Consider the following 17,938-nt stretch of genomic DNA (forward strand, 5'->3'; position numbering starts at 1 on the left):
GCGTCATCGGACGAAAGGCGAAGGGCACGGACCCTTCGCCTTTTTAAGCGTTTACGCGCCGATTACGATCGGCCTTGCCAGAGGCGGGACGGCGGCGCTGACTGGCGCGATACCGGCTTCGAACTCTGGACGGAAGTATTTGATGGCACTGCCCAACGGCTCCACGGCACCCGGTGCGTGAGCACAGAAGGTCTTGCCCGGGCCGAGGAAGTTGACCAGACCCAGCAGGGTCTCGATGTCGCCTGGCTGACCGCGGCCTTGTTCGATGGCCATCAAGAGCTTGACGCTCCATGGCAAACCATCACGGCACGGGGTGCAGAAACCGCACGACTCGCGAGCGAAGAACTGCTCCATGTTGCGCAGCAGGGAGACCATGTTGACGCTGTCATCCACCGCCATGGCCAGGCCGGTACCCATACGGGTGCCCACTTTGGCGATGCCGCCGGCGTACATTTGTGCGTCGAGGTGTTCTGGCAGGAGGAAACCAGTACCGGCACCGCCTGGCTGCCAGGCTTTGAGCTTGTAACCGTCGCGCATGCCGCCGGCGTAGTCTTCGAACAACTCGCGACCGGTGACGCCGAATGGCAATTCCCACAGGCCGGGGTTTTTGACTTTGCCGGAGAAGCCCATGAGCTTGGTGCCCATGTCTTCGCTGCCTTCGCGGGCCAACGATTTGTACCAGTCAACGCCGTCGGCAATGATCGCCGGCACGTTGCACAGGGTTTCCACGTTGTTCACGCAAGTCGGCTTGCCCCACACGCCAACAGCGGCAGGGAAGGGCGGCTTGGAGCGCGGGTTGGCGCGGCGGCCTTCGAGGGAGTTGATCAGTGCGGTTTCTTCACCGCAGATGTAACGCCCGGCGCCGGTGTGGACGAACAGTTCGAAGTCAAAACCCGAACCCAAAATGTTCTTGCCCAGCAGGCCTGCAGCCTTGGCTTCTTCCACCGCACGGTTGAGGTGCTTGGCGGCGGTGGTGTATTCGCCACGCAGGAAGATGTAGCCACGGTAGGTTTTCAGCGCGCGAGCACTGATCAGCATGCCTTCGATCAGCAGATGGGGCAGTTGCTCCATCAGCATGCGGTCTTTCCAGGTGTTCGGCTCCATTTCATCCGCGTTGCACAGCAGGTAGCGGATGTTGATGGATTCGTCTTTGGGCATCAGGCCCCACTTCACACCAGTGGGGAAGCCTGCACCGCCGCGACCTTTGAGGCCGGCGTCTTTCACGGTCTGGACGATGGCGTCCTGATCCATGTCGGCGAAGGCCTTGCGCGCAGCGGCGTAACCGTTCTTGGCCTGGTACTCGTCGAGCCACACGGCTTCGCCGTCGTCACGCAGACGCCAGGTCAGCGGGTGAGTCTCGGCCGAACGCTGAATGCGGTTGGCAGGACCGAAAGATGTCAGGGTCATACGTAGCCCTCGAGCAGTTTGGCCACGCCAGCAGGCTGCACGTCGCCAAAGGTGTCGTCGTCGATCATCAGCGCCGGCGCCTTGTCGCAGTTGCCGAGGCAGCAGACAGGCAGCAGGGTGAAACGACCGTCGGCGGTGGTCTGACCCAGGCCGATGCCCAGATTGTTCTGGATTTCGCTGACCACCGACTCGTGGCCACCGATGTAGCAGACCATGCTGTCGCAGACGCGAATGATGTGACGGCCGACCGGCTGACGGAAGATCTGGCTATAGAACGTCGCCACACCTTCAACGTCGCTGGCCGGGATGCCGAGGATCTCGCCGATCGCGTACAGGGCGCCATCCGGCACCCAGCCGCGTTCTTTCTGAACGATCTTCAGGGCTTCGATCGACGCCGCGCGCGGGTCTTCGTAGTGATGCAACTCGTGCTCGATGGCCGAGCGCTCGGTTTCACTGAGGGTGAAACGGTCTGTCTGGATAAGCGTGCTGTTCATGCTTAGCGGTCCACGTCGGCCATAACGAAGTCGATACTACCCAGGTACGCAATCAAGTCCGCGACCATGCTGCCTTTGATCACCGAAGGGATCTGTTGCAGATGCGGGAAGCTCGGAGTACGGATCCGGGTACGGTAGCTCATGGTGCCGCCGTCGCTCGTCAGGTAATAACTGTTGATGCCCTTGGTCGCTTCGATCATCTGGAAGGATTCGTTGGCCGGCATGACCGGGCCCCACGAAACCTGCAGGAAGTGCGTGATCAAGGTTTCGATGTGCTGCAGCGTGCGCTCTTTCGGCGGCGGCGTGGTCAGCGGGTGATCCGCCTTGTACGGGCCTTCCGGCATGTTGCGCAGGCACTGGTCGATGATCTTGATGCTCTGGCGCATCTCTTCGACGCGGACCATGCAGCGGTCGTAGGCATCGCCGTTGGCAGCCAGCGGTACTTCGAACTCGAAGTTCTCGTAGCCGGAGTACGGACGCGCTTTACGCAGGTCGAAATCGCAACCGGTGGAACGCAGGCCGGCACCGGTGACGCCCCATTCCAGGGCTTCTTTGGTGTTGTACTGGGCGACGCCGATGGTGCGACCCTTGAGGATGCTGTTCTGCAGGGCAGCCTTGGTGTATTCGTCGAGGCGTTTTGGCAGCCATTCAACGAAGTCTTTCACCAGTTTTTCCCAGCCGCGCGGAAGGTCGTGGGCAACACCACCGATGCGGTACCAGGCCGGATGCAGACGGAAACCGGTGATGGCTTCGATCACCGTGTACGCCTTCTGGCGGTCGGTGAAGGTGAAGAACACCGGAGTCATTGCGCCAACGTCCTGGATGTAAGTCCCGAGGAACAGCAGGTGGCTGGTGATCCGGAAGAACTCGGCCATCATGATGCGGATGACGTCGACCTTCTCAGGCACCTTGATGCCGGCCAGCTTCTCGACCGAGAGCACGTACGGCAGGTTGTTCATCACGCCGCCCAGGTAGTCGATACGGTCGGTGTATGGGATGAAGCTGTGCCACGACTGACGCTCGGCCATCTTCTCGGCACCACGGTGGTGGTAACCGATGTCCGGCACGCAGTCGACGATCTCTTCACCGTCCAGTTGCAGAATGATGCGGAAGGCACCGTGCGCCGAAGGGTGGTTCGGGCCGAGGTTGAGGAACATGTAGTCCTCGTTGGCACCGGAACGCTTCATGCCCCAGTCTTCAGGGCGGAAGCGTGCGGCTTCTTCCTCAAGCTGCTGCTTGGCGAGGTTGAGGCTGTACGGATCGAATTCGGTGGCGCGCGCCGGGAAGTCCTTGCGCAGCGGGTGACCTTCCCAGGTCGGCGGCATCATGATGCGCGACAGGTGCGGGTGGCCTTTGAAGTCGATGCCGAACATGTCCCAGACTTCACGCTCGTACCAGTTGGCGTTCGGCCAGATGCTGGTGACGGAAGGCAAGCTCAGGTCGCTTTCGGACAAGGCGACTTTGATCATCACGTCACTATTACGCTCAAGCGACATGAGGTGATAGAACACGGTGAACTCGGCGTCCGATGGCAGCCCTTGACGCTTGGTGCGCAGACGCTCGTCCACGCCGTGCAGGTCATAGAGCATGACGTACGGCTTGGGCAGGTTGCGCAGGAAAGTCAGGACTTCGACGAGTCTGGCGCGCGCGACCCACAGTACCGGCATGCCGGTACGGGTCGACTGAGCGGTGAACGCTTCGGCGCCAAAACGGTTGTTCAATTCGACGACCACATCCTGGTCGTCTGCCTTATAAGGCGGGATGTACAGAGCGCTGCCTGTAGTCATGGTTATTTTTTCGCTTTCGGTCAACGTAAAGAATGAAGCCAGCTTCTCGTTTCTTTGTCAGAACAGATCTGGATCAGACTTCGTCAGGGCTGCGCAGGTTGGTGACTGCGATTCGCTGTTCGCGGCGCTGTTCCTTTTGCGAAGGCATGTCGGCGCGATAGACGCCTTGATCACCAACGACCCAGGAAAGCGGCCGACGCTCCTGTCCAATCGATTCCTGCAACAACATCAATCCTTGCAGGAATGCTTCTGGACGAGGCGGGCAGCCAGGTACGTAGACGTCCACGGGCAGGAACTTGTCGACCCCTTGAACCACGGAGTAGATGTCGTACATGCCGCCGGAGTTAGCGCACGAACCCATGGAGATAACCCATTTCGGCTCGAGCATTTGCTCGTAGAGACGCTGGATGATCGGCGCCATCTTGATGAAGCAGGTACCGGCGATAACCATGAAGTCGGCCTGACGCGGCGATGCCCGGATAACCTCGGCGCCGAAGCGCGCGATGTCGTGGGGCGCCGTGAAGGCGGTGGTCATTTCCACGTAGCAGCACGACAGGCCGAAGTTGTACGGCCACAGGGAGTTCTTACGTCCCCAGTTGACCGCGCCACTCAGCACGTCTTCCAGCTTGCCCATGAAAATGTTTTTGTGGACTTGATCTTCTAACGGATCGGAAACGGTTTCGCGTTCGCCAATCGGATATTGCTCGTTAGGAGCATCGGGGTCGATCCTGGTGAGATTGTATTGCATTGCCAAAGCCTCATTGTTTCAGCTTCGCCTGCCGCTTGCGACGAGCTTCCGGAGCCCAGTCAAGGGCGCCCACTCGGAACAGGTAGACAAGACCTGCCAACAGAATTGCTATGAAAACGAGAGCTTCGACGAATCCGGTCCAGCCGCTTTCGCGGACGGACACAGACCATGCAAAGAGAAAGAGGGCTTCGATATCGAAGATCACGAAGAGCATCGCGACCAGATAGAATTTGGCTGAGAGCCGCAAGCGGGCGCCACCGGTAGGTAGCATGCCCGACTCGAACGGTTCGTTTTTGCTGCGACCCCAGGCTTTTGACCCAAGGAGGCTGGAGACGCCAAGCATAAAGGCACACAGGCCGACGACACCCAGAAGGAAAATGGCAAAGCCCCAGTTGTGGGCCATGAGTCCTGTCGCTTCGGGCATGCTGGTAATCCTTAACAGAGAGCAAAGGTCTCTGAGCTTGATAAAGAAATAGGCAGTGACGATATGTCGCAGCAATCAATCGCGCTGATTTTATGGCTAAACACCCTGCAAGTAAAATTCCTATAGCGAAATTATTTATTGGAATAAGGACATAGCGCATCTCCAATGCCCTGCAGCCCATGCGTTGCGGGCATTAGGCTGTTTTGTGCAAATAATGTTTTGTAGGGAATGTAACGAACATAGTTGTGGCTAAATGATAATTGATATCGTTTGCGGAGGTTTTGTAACTGTTTAACGGGAGGTCAGTTGGGAAGTTGTCTTACTTGCACGTTACTGCAAGTAGCGACGGCGTCCGTTTTAGCGGATTTTTCTGACGGTTGTACCGCTCTGGATCAATGTTTTGTCTCGCGGCTGAGGCTTTCCTGTGGGAGCGAGCTTGCTCGCGAATGCGGTTCATCATTCGACATGGATAGTGACTGGCAGGACGCCTTCGCGAGCAAGCTCGCTCCCACAGGGGATTGGTGGTGTCTCGGAGATTATCTCGAGCAAAAAAACGCCCCGAACCAGTCGGGGCGTCAGTTTTGCGGCTCTGCGGTTAGCTTTCTATACGATCCGCAAAGGCCGTTTGCTCAGCGAAGCCGAATCAGTGGAACTGTTCTTCTTCGGTCGAACCGGTCAGTGCGGTTACCGAGGACGAGCCACCCTGGATCACAGTGGTCATGTCGTCGAAGTAGCCGGTGCCCACTTCCTGCTGGTGAGCCACGAAGGTGTAACCCTTGGCGGCGTCAGCGAATTCCTGCTCTTGCAGTTTCACGTAGGCAGTCATGTCGTTGCGGGCGTAATCGTGCGCCAGGTTGAACATGCTGTGCCACATATTGTGAATGCCGGCCAGGGTGATGAACTGGTGCTTGTAACCCATGGCAGACAGTTCGCGCTGGAACTTGGCGATGGTCGCGTCGTCCAGGTTTTTCTTCCAGTTGAAGGAAGGCGAGCAGTTGTACGACAGCAGTTGATCCGGGTATTCCTTTTTGATCGCTTCGGCGAAGCGACGCGCTTCTTCCAGATCCGGCTTGGCGGTTTCGCACCAGATCAGGTCGGCGTACGGCGCGTAAGCCAGGCCACGGGCGATAGCTTGATCGAGGCCGGCGCGAACCTTGTAGAAGCCTTCCTGAGTGCGCTCGCCAGTCACGAACGGCTGGTCGTACGGGTCGCAATCGGAAGTCAGCAGGTCAGCAGCGTTGGCGTCGGTACGCGCCAGGATAATGGTCGGCGTACCGGCAACGTCAGCAGCAAGACGGGCAGCGGTCAGCTTCTGTACGGCTTCCTGAGTCGGAACCAGTACCTTGCCGCCCATGTGACCGCATTTTTTCACGGAAGCCAGTTGGTCTTCGAAGTGAACACCGGCAGCGCCTGCTTCGATCATGCTCTTCATCAGCTCGTAGGCGTTCAGCACGCCGCCGAAACCGGCTTCAGCATCAGCCACGATCGGTGCGAAGTAGTCGATGTAGCCATCGTCGCCCGGGTTCTTGCCGGCTTTCCACTGGATCTGGTCAGCACGACGGAACGAGTTATTGATGCGCTTGACCACGGTTGGCACCGAATCCACCGGGTACAGCGACTGGTCCGGGTACATGGATTCTGCGGAGTTGTTGTCCGCAGCCACTTGCCAGCCCGACAGGTAGATCGCCTGGATACCGGCCTTGACCTGCTGAACAGCCTGGCCGCCGGTCAGGGCGCCCATGCAGTTGACGAAATCTTTCTCAGGACGGAAGGACGGCTTGGCACCCTGGGTAACCAGATTCCACAGCTTCTCGGCGCCCATTTTCGCAAAGGTGTGCTCAGGCTGGACCGAGCCACGCAGACGGACCACGTCAGCAGCGGAGTAAGTGCGAGTCACGCCTTTCCAGCGCGGGTTTTCAGCCCAGTCTTTTTCGAGGGCTGCAATTTGCTGTTCGCGTGTCAGTGCCATGGAGATAAACCTCGTCGCGTCTTTTATGAAAAGTTGTTCTGCGGTGGAAAATTCCTGCGCTCGCTGACCAGAAGCTTAGGTGGTCAAGTCGGATTCGGCGGGGTAGGCGACGGGATGAACGATGGGCTCGAGGGGAAGTGAGCAGGTAGTGGCGCACTGCAGGGCGCATTCGGGCGTCGTGGGCCTTTGTGCGGTCTACAGCGTGAAGCCGGGTTACCTATTTACGCTTCCGTCCCTCGGGACAACTTCGTTCCAGTCGGCAACCTCGTCAAACACACCTTGTGGGCGGTACAGACACGAAACGGTTCGCGGGGTAGGTGCGAACGGCGCTTCGAAGGCCCTTGCCAGGGCCTCTGATTAGCGGGAGCGAGGCCATCATGCCTTCGCTTTTTTACCCCGTCAAACGTTTTGTAGTGCTTTTTTTCAGGCACTACATCTTTCGTCTAATACGACTAATCAGTCAGTTTTCGGTGCTTTAGTCCAAGGCGTCGACCTTCACCCGCAAGGTCATGTCATCCCGGCCTTGAGTCGAGTAGCTGCGGGTCAGGCCCTGTTTGTCGGCCTGAGTCTGGCGATTGACGCCGGCGAGAGTGATCCACTCGCCGAGGCGCCCGCTGACAGTTGTGTCGGTGCTTTGCACGTTCACTACATCGGGACGTTCCTGGCTCATGCGGTCACGGTTAGTAGTGATCGCCAGGTGAACGATGTCGCCGGTAACGCTGGCGGTGACGTAGAAACCCTGGGTGACGTTGCGGTATTGGGTCTGGCTGTTGTAACCGCCGTAGGAATCACTCTGAACATTGGTGATCGGCACACTCTGGCCAACCTGAATCAGCGCCGGCATGCCATCTGTGGCCTGAACTTGCTGGACGCCGCCCTCACGGCTGGCGGTGCTGCGGCTGATGATGCGGGTCTGATTTGGCTGGGCGCCATTGACCGAATAACCTTCGTCGCCACGGCCATTGTTCTCGTTGGTGTCGACGGTAATCAGCAAGCGCTTGGGCGCCGTATCCAGTTGGGTGATCAGCGCCTTGAGTTCCTGGATCTTGTCCGGTTCGGCCTTGATGATCAGCTGGTTGCCGTAAGCACTGACCTGACCATCCTTGCCGAGGAAGTCTTGCGCCATGGGCAGCATGTCAGTGCTGGTGCGGTAATTGAGGGGCACGATTTCTGTGGCTGCCATCACCGAAAAACTGCAACCGAGCAGCAGGGTGGTGAGCAGGGTGCGTAGGGACATGTCCGTTATCTCCGCTTTTGAAAGGCTTGATATTGCCAGTTTGTCGGCCTTGGGTGGGGCAAGTTGAATCGTAGACAGCAAAACGCCCCGGCATCGGTGGATGGCGGGGCGTTTTGTGGTGTGCTGCGGGCATGTCATCGCGAGGAGGCCCACTCCTACAGGGAATCGCATTTCAATTGTAGGAGCGAGCCTGCTCGCGAAAGCCGCGCCGCGGTCTTATGCCGAATGCCTAACCATGTCGACATGCGGAATCCCGGCTTCGAGGAATTCCTCGCTGATCAGGTTGAAGCCCAGGCGCTCATAGAACGCCGTGGCCTGCACCTGAGCGCTGAGCATCTGCTGCTTCAAGCCGCGCGCTTCTGCTTCGGCAATCACCGCTTGCATTAGCGCATCGCCGACCTTCATCCCGCGCCAGTCTCTCAGCACCGACACCCGACCGATGTGCCCATCGGGCAGCAGGCGTGCGGTGCCGATCGGGAAGTCGCCTTCAAACGCCAGAAAGTGCACGGCGGTCGCGTCATCCGCGTCCCATTCCAGCTCAGGTGGCACCGATTGCTCGGCGATGAACACCGTTTCACGAATGCGCCGGATCTCGGCGATGTCCTTCTGCCAGTCTGCGACACGTACGCGAATCTTATTCATCGGCGAACCCCAGGCTACCTTGCTTGACCAGTTGGCACAGCAGGCTGCAACCGTCTTCGTCGTTCAGCCACTCACCGAGGTTGTCGGTGTGCAGGGCGTCGGCGGCGCAGATCAGCTTCAGCAGTTCGCGCAGCTTGCCCGGCAGGTAACGGCTCTGGCCGCTGGCGAACAGCAGCAGATCGTCATCGACTTCCGACCAGGCCAGGCGCGCGCTCGGGTTGCGGATCAGCACGGCGCCATCCTGCAGAGCGGCGAGGAAGTCTTCTTCTTCGATCTCTTCCGGGCCGACCACCAGTTCCGGGTAGCGCGGCTCGGTCATGTACTGGCCGAACCAGGTCAGCAGCAGGCGCTCGTCGCTCATGTGCTCGGCAAGCAGCGCTTTCAGGCGATCCAGTGCATCGTGCTGAATCTGGTGTGGATCGGCTGCGGGCTGTGCGTCGGCGTCGGTGTAGCGCTCTTCGTCAGTCAGGAACTGGCTGAGGAAGTCGGTGAAGTGAGTCAGCACTTCGGAAGCGCTCGGTGCACGGAAACCGACCGAATAGGTCATGCAGTTGTCGACGGCGACACCGCAGTGGGCCAGGCGTGGCGGCAGGTAGAGCATGTCGCCCGGTTCCAGTACCCACTCTTCGGTCTCGTGGAATTCGGCGAGGATACGCAGATCCGCATGTTGCAGCAGCGGGCTCTCGGAGTCGCACATCTGGCCGATTTTCCAGTTGCGCTTGCCGTGGCCCTGCAGCAAGAACACGTCGTAGTTGTCGAAGTGCGGACCAACGCTGCCACCCGGGGCGGCGAAGCTGATCATCACGTCGTCAACGCGCCAGCTCGGCAGGAAGCGGAAGTTTTCCAGCAGCTCGCTGACTTCCGGGACGAACTGGTCGACCGCTTGAACCAGCAGGGTCCACTCTTTTTCCGGCAATTTGCTGAATTCATCTTCAGCAAACGGGCCGCGACGCAGTTCCCATGGGCGCTCGCCGTGCTCGATGACCAGGCGCGATTCGACTTCTTCTTCCAGGGCCAGGCCGGCCAGTTCGTCGGCGTCGATCGGGCTTTCGAAGTCAGGAATCGCCTGACGGATCAGCAGTGGCTTTTTCTGCCAGTAGTCGCGCAGGAACTCGCGTGCTGTGAGGCCGCCCAGAAGTTGAAGAGGAATATCGGAATTCATATGTAACCTATTGAAAAAAAGCACTTTTCAGACGGGAATAAAAACGCCCGGCGCGGCCGGGCGTCTCAAACGGATCAAGCGGTCGATCAGATGCGTTTGGCTTGCGCTACAGCGTTGCCGATGTAGTTGGCCGGGGTCAGTTGCTTAAGCTCGGCTTTCGCTTGCGCAGGCATGTCCAGGCCGTCGATGAAAGTCTGCAACGCTTCAGGGCTGATGCCCTTGCCGCGGGTCAGTTCTTTCAGCTTCTCGTACGGGTTTTCGATGTTGTAGCGGCGCATCACGGTCTGGATCGGCTCGGCCAGCACTTCCCAGCAAGCGTCGAGGTCAGCGGCAATCTTCTGCTCGTTGAGCTCCAGTTTGCTGATGCCTTTGAGGCTGGCTTCGTAGGCGATCACGCTGTGGGCGAAGCCGACACCGAGGTTGCGCAGTACGGTGGAGTCGGTCAGGTCGCGCTGCCAGCGGGAGATCGGCAGTTTGCTCGCCAGGTGCTGGAACAATGCGTTGGCGATGCCCAGATTGCCTTCGGAGTTTTCGAAGTCGATCGGGTTGACTTTGTGCGGCATGGTCGACGAGCCGATTTCGCCAGCGATGGTGCGCTGCTTGAAATAACCCAGGGAGATGTAGCCCCAGATGTCACGGTCGAAGTCGATCAGGATGGTGTTGAAGCGCGCAATCGCGTCGAACAGTTCGGCGATGTAGTCATGCGGCTCGATCTGCGTGGTGTACGGGTTGAAGCTCAGGCCCAGCTCGTCTTCGATGAAGGCGCGGGCGTTGGCTTCCCAGTCGATCTGCGGGTAGGCCGACAGGTGCGCGTTGTAGTTGCCGACAGCACCGTTGATCTTGCCCAGCAGCGGCACGGCAGCGACCTGAGCGATCTGACGCTCGAGACGGTAAACCACGTTCGCCAGCTCTTTACCCAGGGTGGTCGGGGAGGCTGGTTGGCCGTGGGTGCGCGACAGCATCGGCACGTCAGCGAAACGGATGGCCAGTTCGCGGATGGCGTTGGCGGTCTGGCGCATCAGCGGCAGCATCACGTCGTCACGGCCTTCGCGCAGCATCAGGGCGTGGGACAGGTTGTTGATGTCTTCGCTGGTGCAGGCAAAGTGGATGAACTCGCTGACCTTGGCCAGCTCCGGCAGCTTGGCCGCCTGCTCTTTGAGCAGGTATTCGATCGCTTTGACGTCGTGGTTGGTGGTGCGCTCGATCTCTTTGACGCGCTCGGCGTGCTCCAGCGAGAAGTTTTCAGCCAGTTCATTGAGAACGGCGTTGGCCTCGGCGGAGAAGGCTGGCACTTCAGGGATACCAGCGTGGGCGGCCAGACGCTGGAGCCAGCGCACTTCAACCAGAACACGGGCACGGATCAGGCCGTACTCGCTGAAAATCGGGCGCAGGGCCTGGGTTTTGCCGGCGTAGCGGCCGTCAACAGGGGAAACCGCAGTGAGCGAAGAAAGCTGCATGGGGTGTTCTCGGACAGTCGGGCAACGAAATGGGGCGCGTATCATACATGAAAAAATCCGCCGGTCCGTTGCCAACTGACCGGCGTATTACGCGTTACAGACTACAAAGCTTTTATTGCGCGGCGTTTACTCGCTGCGCATCAACGGATACAGCTCTTTGAGCAGCTTGCGCCGGCTGATCACCAACTGCCAGCGATGGCCGCCGAGCTGCCGCCACAGGCGCGCCGAACGAATGCCGGCGAGGAGCAGGGCGCGAATCTTCGAGGCATTGCTCGGCTGCTGCAGATTGCGCATGTCGCCGTGCACCTGAATGCGTTGGCGCAAGGTGCTCAGGGTGTCCTGATACAGCGCGCCGCAGGCCGCGACCACGTTTTCGTGGGCCGGACCAAAGTGCTCGACCTGTGACTGGATCTGCGGCAAGCGCTTGCCGATGATATCGAGCATGTCGTCACGCTTGGCCAGTTGACGCTCCAGACCGAGCATCGACAGGGCATAACGCAACGGCTCGCGCTGCAACGTGCTCGGATCGCGCTCGAGGGCACCGATCAGCGCACGGTAACCCTCGCGCAGATTGATGTCGTCGCCACCGTATACATCGAGCGTGTCCTTAGGATCGCGTACCAACAGGCTACCGAGCATGCAGCTCAGGCCGGCCTCGTTGGTCTGGCCGGTCTTGGCGATCCGGTCGACCAGCACGGCGGCGAGAAACACACCGCCGAGCGCCGTCAGTTGCTCCTGAGTCGGACTCATGCCTGGCCGCTCCACGGCTCGGCGACTTCGATCACGCCGCCGCCGAGGCAGATTTCACCGTCATAAAACACCACGGACTGGCCCGGCGTGACTGCGCGTTGCGGTTCGTCGAACACGGCGCGGTAGCCGCTGGCGGTTTTTTCCAGGGTGCAGGCCTGGTCGCTCTGGCGATAACGCACTTTCGCCGTCAGGCGCAGCGGCTGGCTCAGATCGATCGGGTTGACCCAATAGATTTCCGAAGCGAGCAGGGCGCTGGAGAACAGCCACGGATGGTTGTTGCCCTGGCCGACGATCAATTCGTTGGTGTCGAGATCCTTGCGCAGCACGTACCACGGCTCATCGCCGGCGTCTTTCAAACCGCCGATGCCGAGGCCCTGACGCTGGCCGATGGTGTGGTACATCAATCCGTGGTGACGGCCAATGACTTCGCCTTCGGTGGTCTTGATCTCGCCCGGTTGCGCTGGCAGGTATTGCTTGAGGAAGTCGCTGAAGCGACGCTCGCCGATGAAGCAGATCCCGGTGGAATCCTTTTTCTTGGCGGTCGCCAGCTCGTATTTCTCGGCAATCGCCCGAACTTCCGGCTTTTCCAGTTCGCCGACCGGGAACAGGGTCTTGGCGATCTGTTCGCCGCCGACCGCGTGCAGGAAGTAGCTCTGATCCTTGTTCGGATCGAGGCCTTTGAGCAGTTCGGTGCGGCCATCAATGTCACGGCGGCGCACGTAGTGACCGGTGGCGATCAGGTCGGCGCCGAGCATCATGGCGTAATCAAGGAATGCCTTGAACTTGATCTCGCGGTTGCAGAGGATGTCCGGGTTCGGCGTACGACCGGCCTTGTATTCGGCGAGGAAGTGCTCGAACACGTTGTCCCAGTACTCGGCGGCGAAGTTGGCGGTGTGCAGCTTGATGCCGATCTTGTCGCAGACAGCCTGGGCATCCGCCAGGTCGTCCATGGCAGTGCAGTATTCCGTTCCGTCGTCTTCTTCCCAGTTCTTCATGAACAGGCCTTCCACTTCATAGCCCTGCTCGATCAGCAGGAGAGCGGAAACGGAAGAGTCCACGCCGCCGGACATGCCGACAATGACGCGCTTCTTGGATGTGTCAGAAGGGGCTGGATCACGCATAGGGATTCAATGAGTGTCTTGAAAAAGGACGCGATTCTAGCAGGCTCGCGGCCTCAAGGCTAAAGAGAAGGGCGGATCAGTTCGAGGCTGAAGTGATGACCGGCCAGATAATCGTCGATGCAACGGATGATCAGCTCGCTGCGCCAGTGGTCGCGCTGGGCGATTAATTCGTCACGGGTCAGCCACTTGGCGCCGACGATGCCGTCGTCGAGTTGGTAATCGGGGTGGTGTTGCACGGCTTTGGCACTGAAGCATACGCGCTGGTAGGTCACGCCATTGCTCGGCGCGGTGTACAGGTAAATGCCGATCACGCCGGTGGGTTCGACGTCCCAACCGGTTTCTTCGAGGGTTTCGCGCACGGCGGCATCGATCAGGGTTTCGTCCGGGTCGAGATGGCCGGCGGGCTGGTTGAGCACGTTGCGCCCGGCTTTGTGCTCTTCAACCATCAGAAAGCGGCCGTTGTCCTCGACGATGGTGGCGACGGTGATGTGGGGGAGCCATTCCATAAAACCTTCCTCAATCTATTGGTTGAAACTCATTCCCATTGTGGGAGCGAGCTTGCTCGCGAATGCGGTTTATCATTCAACATTTTCGTTGACTGACCCGCCGCCTTCGCGAGCAAGCTCGCTCCCACAGGGGAAGAGTGAACTCTGGAAACACAAACCCCGGCACAGGGCCGGGGTTTGTGATGTTCCCATTACAACCTTAAACCAGCGCAGCAATCGCCGCGTTGAGGGTTGCGCTTGGGCGCATGGCCTTGCTGATCAGCTCGGCATTGGCGTGGTAGTAACCGCCGATGTCGACTGGCTTGCCCTGAACGGCGTTGAGCTCGGCAACGATGGTTGCTTCGTTCTCGGTCAGGGTTTTGGCCAACGTCGCGAACTGCGCTTGCAGTGCAGTATCTTCAGTCTGGGCGGCCAGGGCCTGAGCCCAGTACATCGCCAGGTAGAAGTGGCTGCCGCGGTTGTCGATGTTGCCGACTTTGCGCGATGGCGACTTGTTGTTGTCGAGGAACTGGCCAGTCGCCTGATCCAGGGTTTTCGACAGCACCAGCGCTTTCGGGTTGTTGTAGTTCACACCCAAATGCTCGAGGGACGCTGCCAGTGCGAGGAACTCGCCCAGCGAATCCCAGCGCAGGAAGTTTTCTTCAACCAGTTGCTGCACGTGCTTCGGAGCCGAACCGCCGGCACCGGTTTCGAACAGTCCACCGCCGTTCATCAGCGGCACGATCGACAGCATTTTGGCGCTGGTGCCCAGTTCCATGATCGGGAACAAGTCAGTCAGGTAGTCGCGCAGGACGTTGCCGGTCACCGAAATGGTGTCCTTGCCTTCGCGGGTGCGCTGCAGGGTGTACTTCATAGCGTCGACCGGCGCCATGATCTGGATGTCCAGGCCGGTGGTGTCGTGATCCTTCAGGTAGGCCTGAACTTTCTCGATCACTACGCCATCGTGAGCGCGCATTGGGTCGAGCCAGAAGATTGCTGGCGTGCTGCTTGCGCGAGCACGGTTGACGGCCAGTTTGACCCAGTCCTGGATCGGCGCGTCTTTGGTCTGGCACATGCGGAAGATGTCGCCGGCTTCAACAGCCTGTTCCATCAGCAGCTTGCCCTTGCTGTCGGTGACGCGAACCACGCCGTCAGCCTTGATCTGGAAAGTCTTGTCGTGCGAACCGTACTCTTCGGCTTTCTTCGCCATCAGGCCAACGTTCGGCACGCTGCCCATGGTGGTCGGATCGAAAGCGCCATTGGCTTTGCAATCTTCGATCACGGCCTGGTAGATGGTCGCGTAGCAACGATCCGGGATCACGGCCTTGGTGTCGTGCAGCTGACCGTCGGTGCCCCACATCTTGCCGGAGTCACGGATCATCGCCGGCATCGAGGCGTCGACGATCACGTCGCTTGGCACGTGCAGGTTGGTGATGCCTTTGTCGGAGTTGACCATCGCCAGCGATGGGCGAGCAGCGTAGACCGCGGCCATGTCGGCTTCGATCTGCGCTTGCTGCTCGGCCGGCAGGGCCTTGATGCGTGCGTACAGATCGCCGATGCCGTTGTTCAGGTTGAAGCCGATCTCGGCCAGCACGTCAGCGTGCTTGGTCAGAGCATCTTTATAGAACTCGGCAACGATCTGGCCGAACATGATCGGGTCGGAGACTTTCATCATGGTCGCTTTCAGGTGCACCGAGAGCAGCACGCCTTGCGCCTTGGCGCTTTCGATTTCAGCAGCGATGAACGCGCGCAAGGCGTTTTTGCTCATCACGGCGCAGTCGAGGATCTCACCGGCCTGAACGGTGGTTTTTTCTTTCAGAACGGTTGCGGTGCCGTCTTTGGCGATCAGCTCGATCTTCACGGCGTCAGCGGCGTCGATCAGGGCAGCTTTTTCGCTGCCGTAGAAATCGCCGGTGCTCATGTGAGCGACGTGGGACTTGGAGTCTTTGGCCCAGGCGCCCATTTTGTGCGGGTGCTTGCGCGCATAGTTTTTAACCGACAGCGGTGCGCGACGATCGGAGTTGCCTTCGCGCAGAACCGGGTTCACGGCGCTGCCCTTGACCTTGTCGTAACGCGCCTTGGCATCTTTCTCGGCGTCGCTGGTCACGGTTTCCGGATAGTCCGGCAGGTTGTAACCCTGAGCTTGCAGCTCTTTGATTGCGGCTTGCAGCTGTGGCACCGAAGCGCTGATGTTCGGCAGCTTGATGATGTTGGCTTCAGGTGTAACGGCCAGGTCGCCCAGTTCGGCGAGGTGGTCGGCTACGGCTTTGTCGCCCAGTTGCTCGGGGAAGCTGGCCAGGATGCGTGCTGCAAGAGAGATATCGCGGGTTTCCACGGCGATATCGGCCGAGGCGGTGTAAGCCTCGATGATCGGCAGCAGGGAATAGGTGGCGAGGGCTGGAGCTTCGTCGGTGAAGGTATAGATGATCTTCGAGCGGGTGGGCATATTCGGATTAACTCTCTCTTCTTTGCTAAAGCGTGCGCAGAAACTCGAGGGGCGCCGGGTAAGCGCGTTCGTTCAAAGTCATCCATGAACCGAATGTCGAGATTCTTCGCGGTGATGTTGGGTGCATCAGTAGAGCGTCAAGCAGTCGGACTGCGGTAACAACCCGACCAATCAGGCGGAAAGTCTCGTGCTAGAGAGGCCAGCCGTCGTGACCCTGTGGTCAGCGGGCGGCATTATACATAGGTAGCTGGCAATCTGCCGATGGTTCATATGCAACGATTCTCGTCCATTGGTCTAAAGGTCGCAGGGCGGGGTGGGGCGTAGAGTCGTCGCGAATGCTTGAGTTTGGCGCTTTTCCCTTTGCTTTCAGGCTTGTACGAAACCAGATGTAGCCGCGCCACGAACAGAGGGTTTGCGTGTTGATTTAACTGGGTTACGCTCGAACCAAGCCAGATGTTCAATCCAAACAATGGAGTTCAGCATGGGTTACAAGAAGATTCAGGTTCCAGCCGTCGGCGACAAAATCACCGTCAATGCAGACCATTCTCTCAATGTTCCTGATAACCCGATCATCCCCTTCATCGAAGGTGACGGCATTGGTGTCGACATCAGCCCGGTGATGATCAAGGTTGTCGATGCTGCAGTTCAAAAGGCATACGGCGGCAAACGCAAGATTTCCTGGATGGAGGTCTACGCCGGGGAAAAAGCCACTCAGGTTTACGATCAGGACACCTGGCTGCCTCAGGAAACCCTCGATGCGGTCAAGGATTACGTGGTTTCCATCAAAGGTCCGCTGACCACCCCTGTTGGCGGCGGCATTCGCTCGCTCAACGTGGCCCTGCGTCAGCAGCTCGACCTGTACGTCTGCCTGCGCCCGGTGCGCTGGTTCGAAGGCGTGCCAAGCCCGGTGAAAAAGCCTGGCGACGTCGACATGACCATCTTCCGCGAGAACTCCGAAGACATCTATGCGGGCATTGAGTGGAAGGCCGGTTCGCCGGAAGCCACCAAGGTCATCAAATTCCTCAAAGAAGAAATGGGTGTCACCAAGATCCGTTTCGACGAAAACTGCGGTATCGGCGTCAAGCCGGTTTCGCGTGAAGGCACCAAGCGTCTGGCGCGCAAGGCCCTGCAATATGTGGTCGACAACGACCGCGATTCGCTGACCATCGTGCACAAAGGCAACATCATGAAGTTCACCGAAGGTGCCTTCAAAGAGTGGGCCTATGAAGTGGCGGCCGAAGAGTTCGGCGCGACCCTGCTCGACGGCGGCCCGTGGATGCAGTTCAAGAACCCGAAAACCGGCAAGAACGTCGTGGTCAAGGACGCCATCGCTGACGCCATGCTCCAGCAGATCCTGCTGCGCCCGGCCGAATACGATGTGATCGCCACCCTTAACCTCAACGGCGACTACCTCTCCGACGCCCTGGCGGCGGAAGTGGGCGGTATCGGTATCGCGCCGGGCGCCAACCTGTCCGACACCGTGGCGATGTTCGAAGCCACCCACGGTACCGCGCCGAAGTACGCCGGCAAGGATCAGGTCAACCCGGGTTCGCTGATTCTCTCGGCCGAGATGATGCTGCGCCATATGGGCTGGACCGAAGCGGCGGATCTGATCATCAAGGGCACCAACGGCGCCATTGGTGCCAAGACCGTGACCTATGACTTCGAGCGTTTGATGGACGGGGCGAAGCTGGTTTCGTCTTCGGGCTTCGGGGATGCGCTGATTTCGCATATGTAAAACGCGGGCACAAAAAAAACCGCCTGATTCGTCGTTGAGTCAGGCGGTTTTTTATGGCTGAAGGTTCTGAG

The 17,938-nt window shown here is 59.3% G+C and carries 15 protein-coding genes and 1 pseudogene; 1 reads left to right on the plus strand and 15 read right to left on the minus strand.

The annotated features are described in order from the left end of the window. Positions 1 to 51: 51 nt before the first annotated feature. From nuoF to ACM6IV_RS05685, 15 genes and pseudogenes are all read right to left on the minus strand, one after another. Positions 52 to 1,407 carry an NADH-quinone oxidoreductase subunit NuoF gene (gene nuoF, locus ACM6IV_RS05615; protein ID WP_414869071.1) on the minus strand — a complete coding sequence of 452 codons (1,356 nt, stop codon included), beginning with the start codon at positions 1,405 to 1,407 and terminating at the stop codon, positions 52 to 54. Continuing rightward, positions 1,404 to 1,901 (minus strand): NADH-quinone oxidoreductase subunit NuoE, encoded by a 498-nt coding sequence (gene nuoE / locus ACM6IV_RS05620; protein ID WP_003223804.1) that lies wholly within the window; start codon positions 1,899 to 1,901, stop codon positions 1,404 to 1,406. Before nuoE ends, nuoF begins: the two co-directional genes overlap by 4 nt. A 2-nt stretch (positions 1,902 to 1,903) precedes the next feature. Continuing rightward, on the minus strand, positions 1,904 to 3,688 hold the full coding sequence (gene nuoC / locus ACM6IV_RS05625; RefSeq protein ID WP_414869072.1) for an NADH-quinone oxidoreductase subunit C/D: 1,785 nt from the start codon (positions 3,686 to 3,688) through the stop codon (positions 1,904 to 1,906). 73 nt (positions 3,689 to 3,761) lie between these two features. Then, complete coding sequence (locus tag ACM6IV_RS05630) at positions 3,762 to 4,436, minus strand: NuoB/complex I 20 kDa subunit family protein (protein WP_003223809.1); 675 nt, start codon at positions 4,434 to 4,436, stop codon at positions 3,762 to 3,764. A gap of 10 nt (positions 4,437 to 4,446) precedes the next feature. After that, positions 4,447 to 4,860: an NADH-quinone oxidoreductase subunit A gene (locus ACM6IV_RS05635; protein WP_003223812.1), complete on the minus strand. Its 414-nt coding sequence runs from the start codon at positions 4,858 to 4,860 to the stop codon at positions 4,447 to 4,449. Between the two features lie 643 nt (positions 4,861 to 5,503). Then, complete coding sequence (aceA, locus tag ACM6IV_RS05640) at positions 5,504 to 6,829, minus strand: isocitrate lyase (RefSeq protein WP_016775277.1); 1,326 nt, start codon at positions 6,827 to 6,829, stop codon at positions 5,504 to 5,506. 475 nt (positions 6,830 to 7,304) lie between these two features. Then, positions 7,305 to 8,066 (minus strand): secretin N-terminal domain-containing protein, encoded by a 762-nt coding sequence (locus tag ACM6IV_RS05645; protein WP_414869073.1) that lies wholly within the window; start codon positions 8,064 to 8,066, stop codon positions 7,305 to 7,307. 216 nt (positions 8,067 to 8,282) lie between these two features. After that, positions 8,283 to 8,708 (minus strand): GNAT family N-acetyltransferase, encoded by a 426-nt coding sequence (locus ACM6IV_RS05650; protein WP_414869074.1) that lies wholly within the window; start codon positions 8,706 to 8,708, stop codon positions 8,283 to 8,285. Then, positions 8,701 to 9,870 (minus strand): cupin domain-containing protein, encoded by a 1,170-nt coding sequence (locus ACM6IV_RS05655; protein ID WP_123450774.1) that lies wholly within the window; start codon positions 9,868 to 9,870, stop codon positions 8,701 to 8,703. The genes ACM6IV_RS05650 and ACM6IV_RS05655 overlap by 8 nt, the downstream gene beginning before the upstream one ends. A gap of 86 nt (positions 9,871 to 9,956) precedes the next feature. After that, on the minus strand, positions 9,957 to 11,327 hold the full coding sequence (purB, locus tag ACM6IV_RS05660; RefSeq protein WP_414869075.1) for an adenylosuccinate lyase: 1,371 nt from the start codon (positions 11,325 to 11,327) through the stop codon (positions 9,957 to 9,959). Between the two features lie 126 nt (positions 11,328 to 11,453). After that, a complete protein-coding gene (gene hflD, locus ACM6IV_RS05665) occupies positions 11,454 to 12,077 on the minus strand; it encodes a high frequency lysogenization protein HflD (protein ID WP_122600567.1) in 624 nt (207 codons plus the stop codon). After that, a complete protein-coding gene (gene mnmA / locus ACM6IV_RS05670) occupies positions 12,074 to 13,198 on the minus strand; it encodes a tRNA 2-thiouridine(34) synthase MnmA (protein ID WP_003223826.1) in 1,125 nt (374 codons plus the stop codon). Before mnmA ends, hflD begins: the two co-directional genes overlap by 4 nt. 59 nt (positions 13,199 to 13,257) lie before the next feature. Then, positions 13,258 to 13,704, minus strand: a complete 447-nt coding sequence (locus ACM6IV_RS05675; RefSeq protein WP_414869076.1) for an NUDIX hydrolase — start codon at positions 13,702 to 13,704, stop codon at positions 13,258 to 13,260. A 38-nt stretch (positions 13,705 to 13,742) separates the two neighbouring features. Beyond that, a pseudogene (locus ACM6IV_RS05680) lies at positions 13,743 to 13,832 on the minus strand (metal ABC transporter ATP-binding protein); the annotation flags it as partial. A gap of 71 nt (positions 13,833 to 13,903) precedes the next feature. Then, a complete protein-coding gene (locus tag ACM6IV_RS05685) occupies positions 13,904 to 16,129 on the minus strand; it encodes an NADP-dependent isocitrate dehydrogenase (protein ID WP_414869077.1) in 2,226 nt (741 codons plus the stop codon). 481 nt (positions 16,130 to 16,610) lie between these two features. Between ACM6IV_RS05685 and icd the strand changes: the two genes are divergently transcribed. Further along, positions 16,611 to 17,867, plus strand: coding sequence for an NADP-dependent isocitrate dehydrogenase (gene icd / locus ACM6IV_RS05690; RefSeq protein ID WP_285416137.1), 1,257 nt, complete (start codon positions 16,611 to 16,613; stop codon positions 17,865 to 17,867). The last annotated feature ends 71 nt before the right edge of the window (positions 17,868 to 17,938 follow it).

This window comes from Pseudomonas sp. IT-347P (assembly GCF_949768005.1).
Lineage (GTDB): Bacteria > Pseudomonadota > Gammaproteobacteria > Pseudomonadales > Pseudomonadaceae > Aquipseudomonas.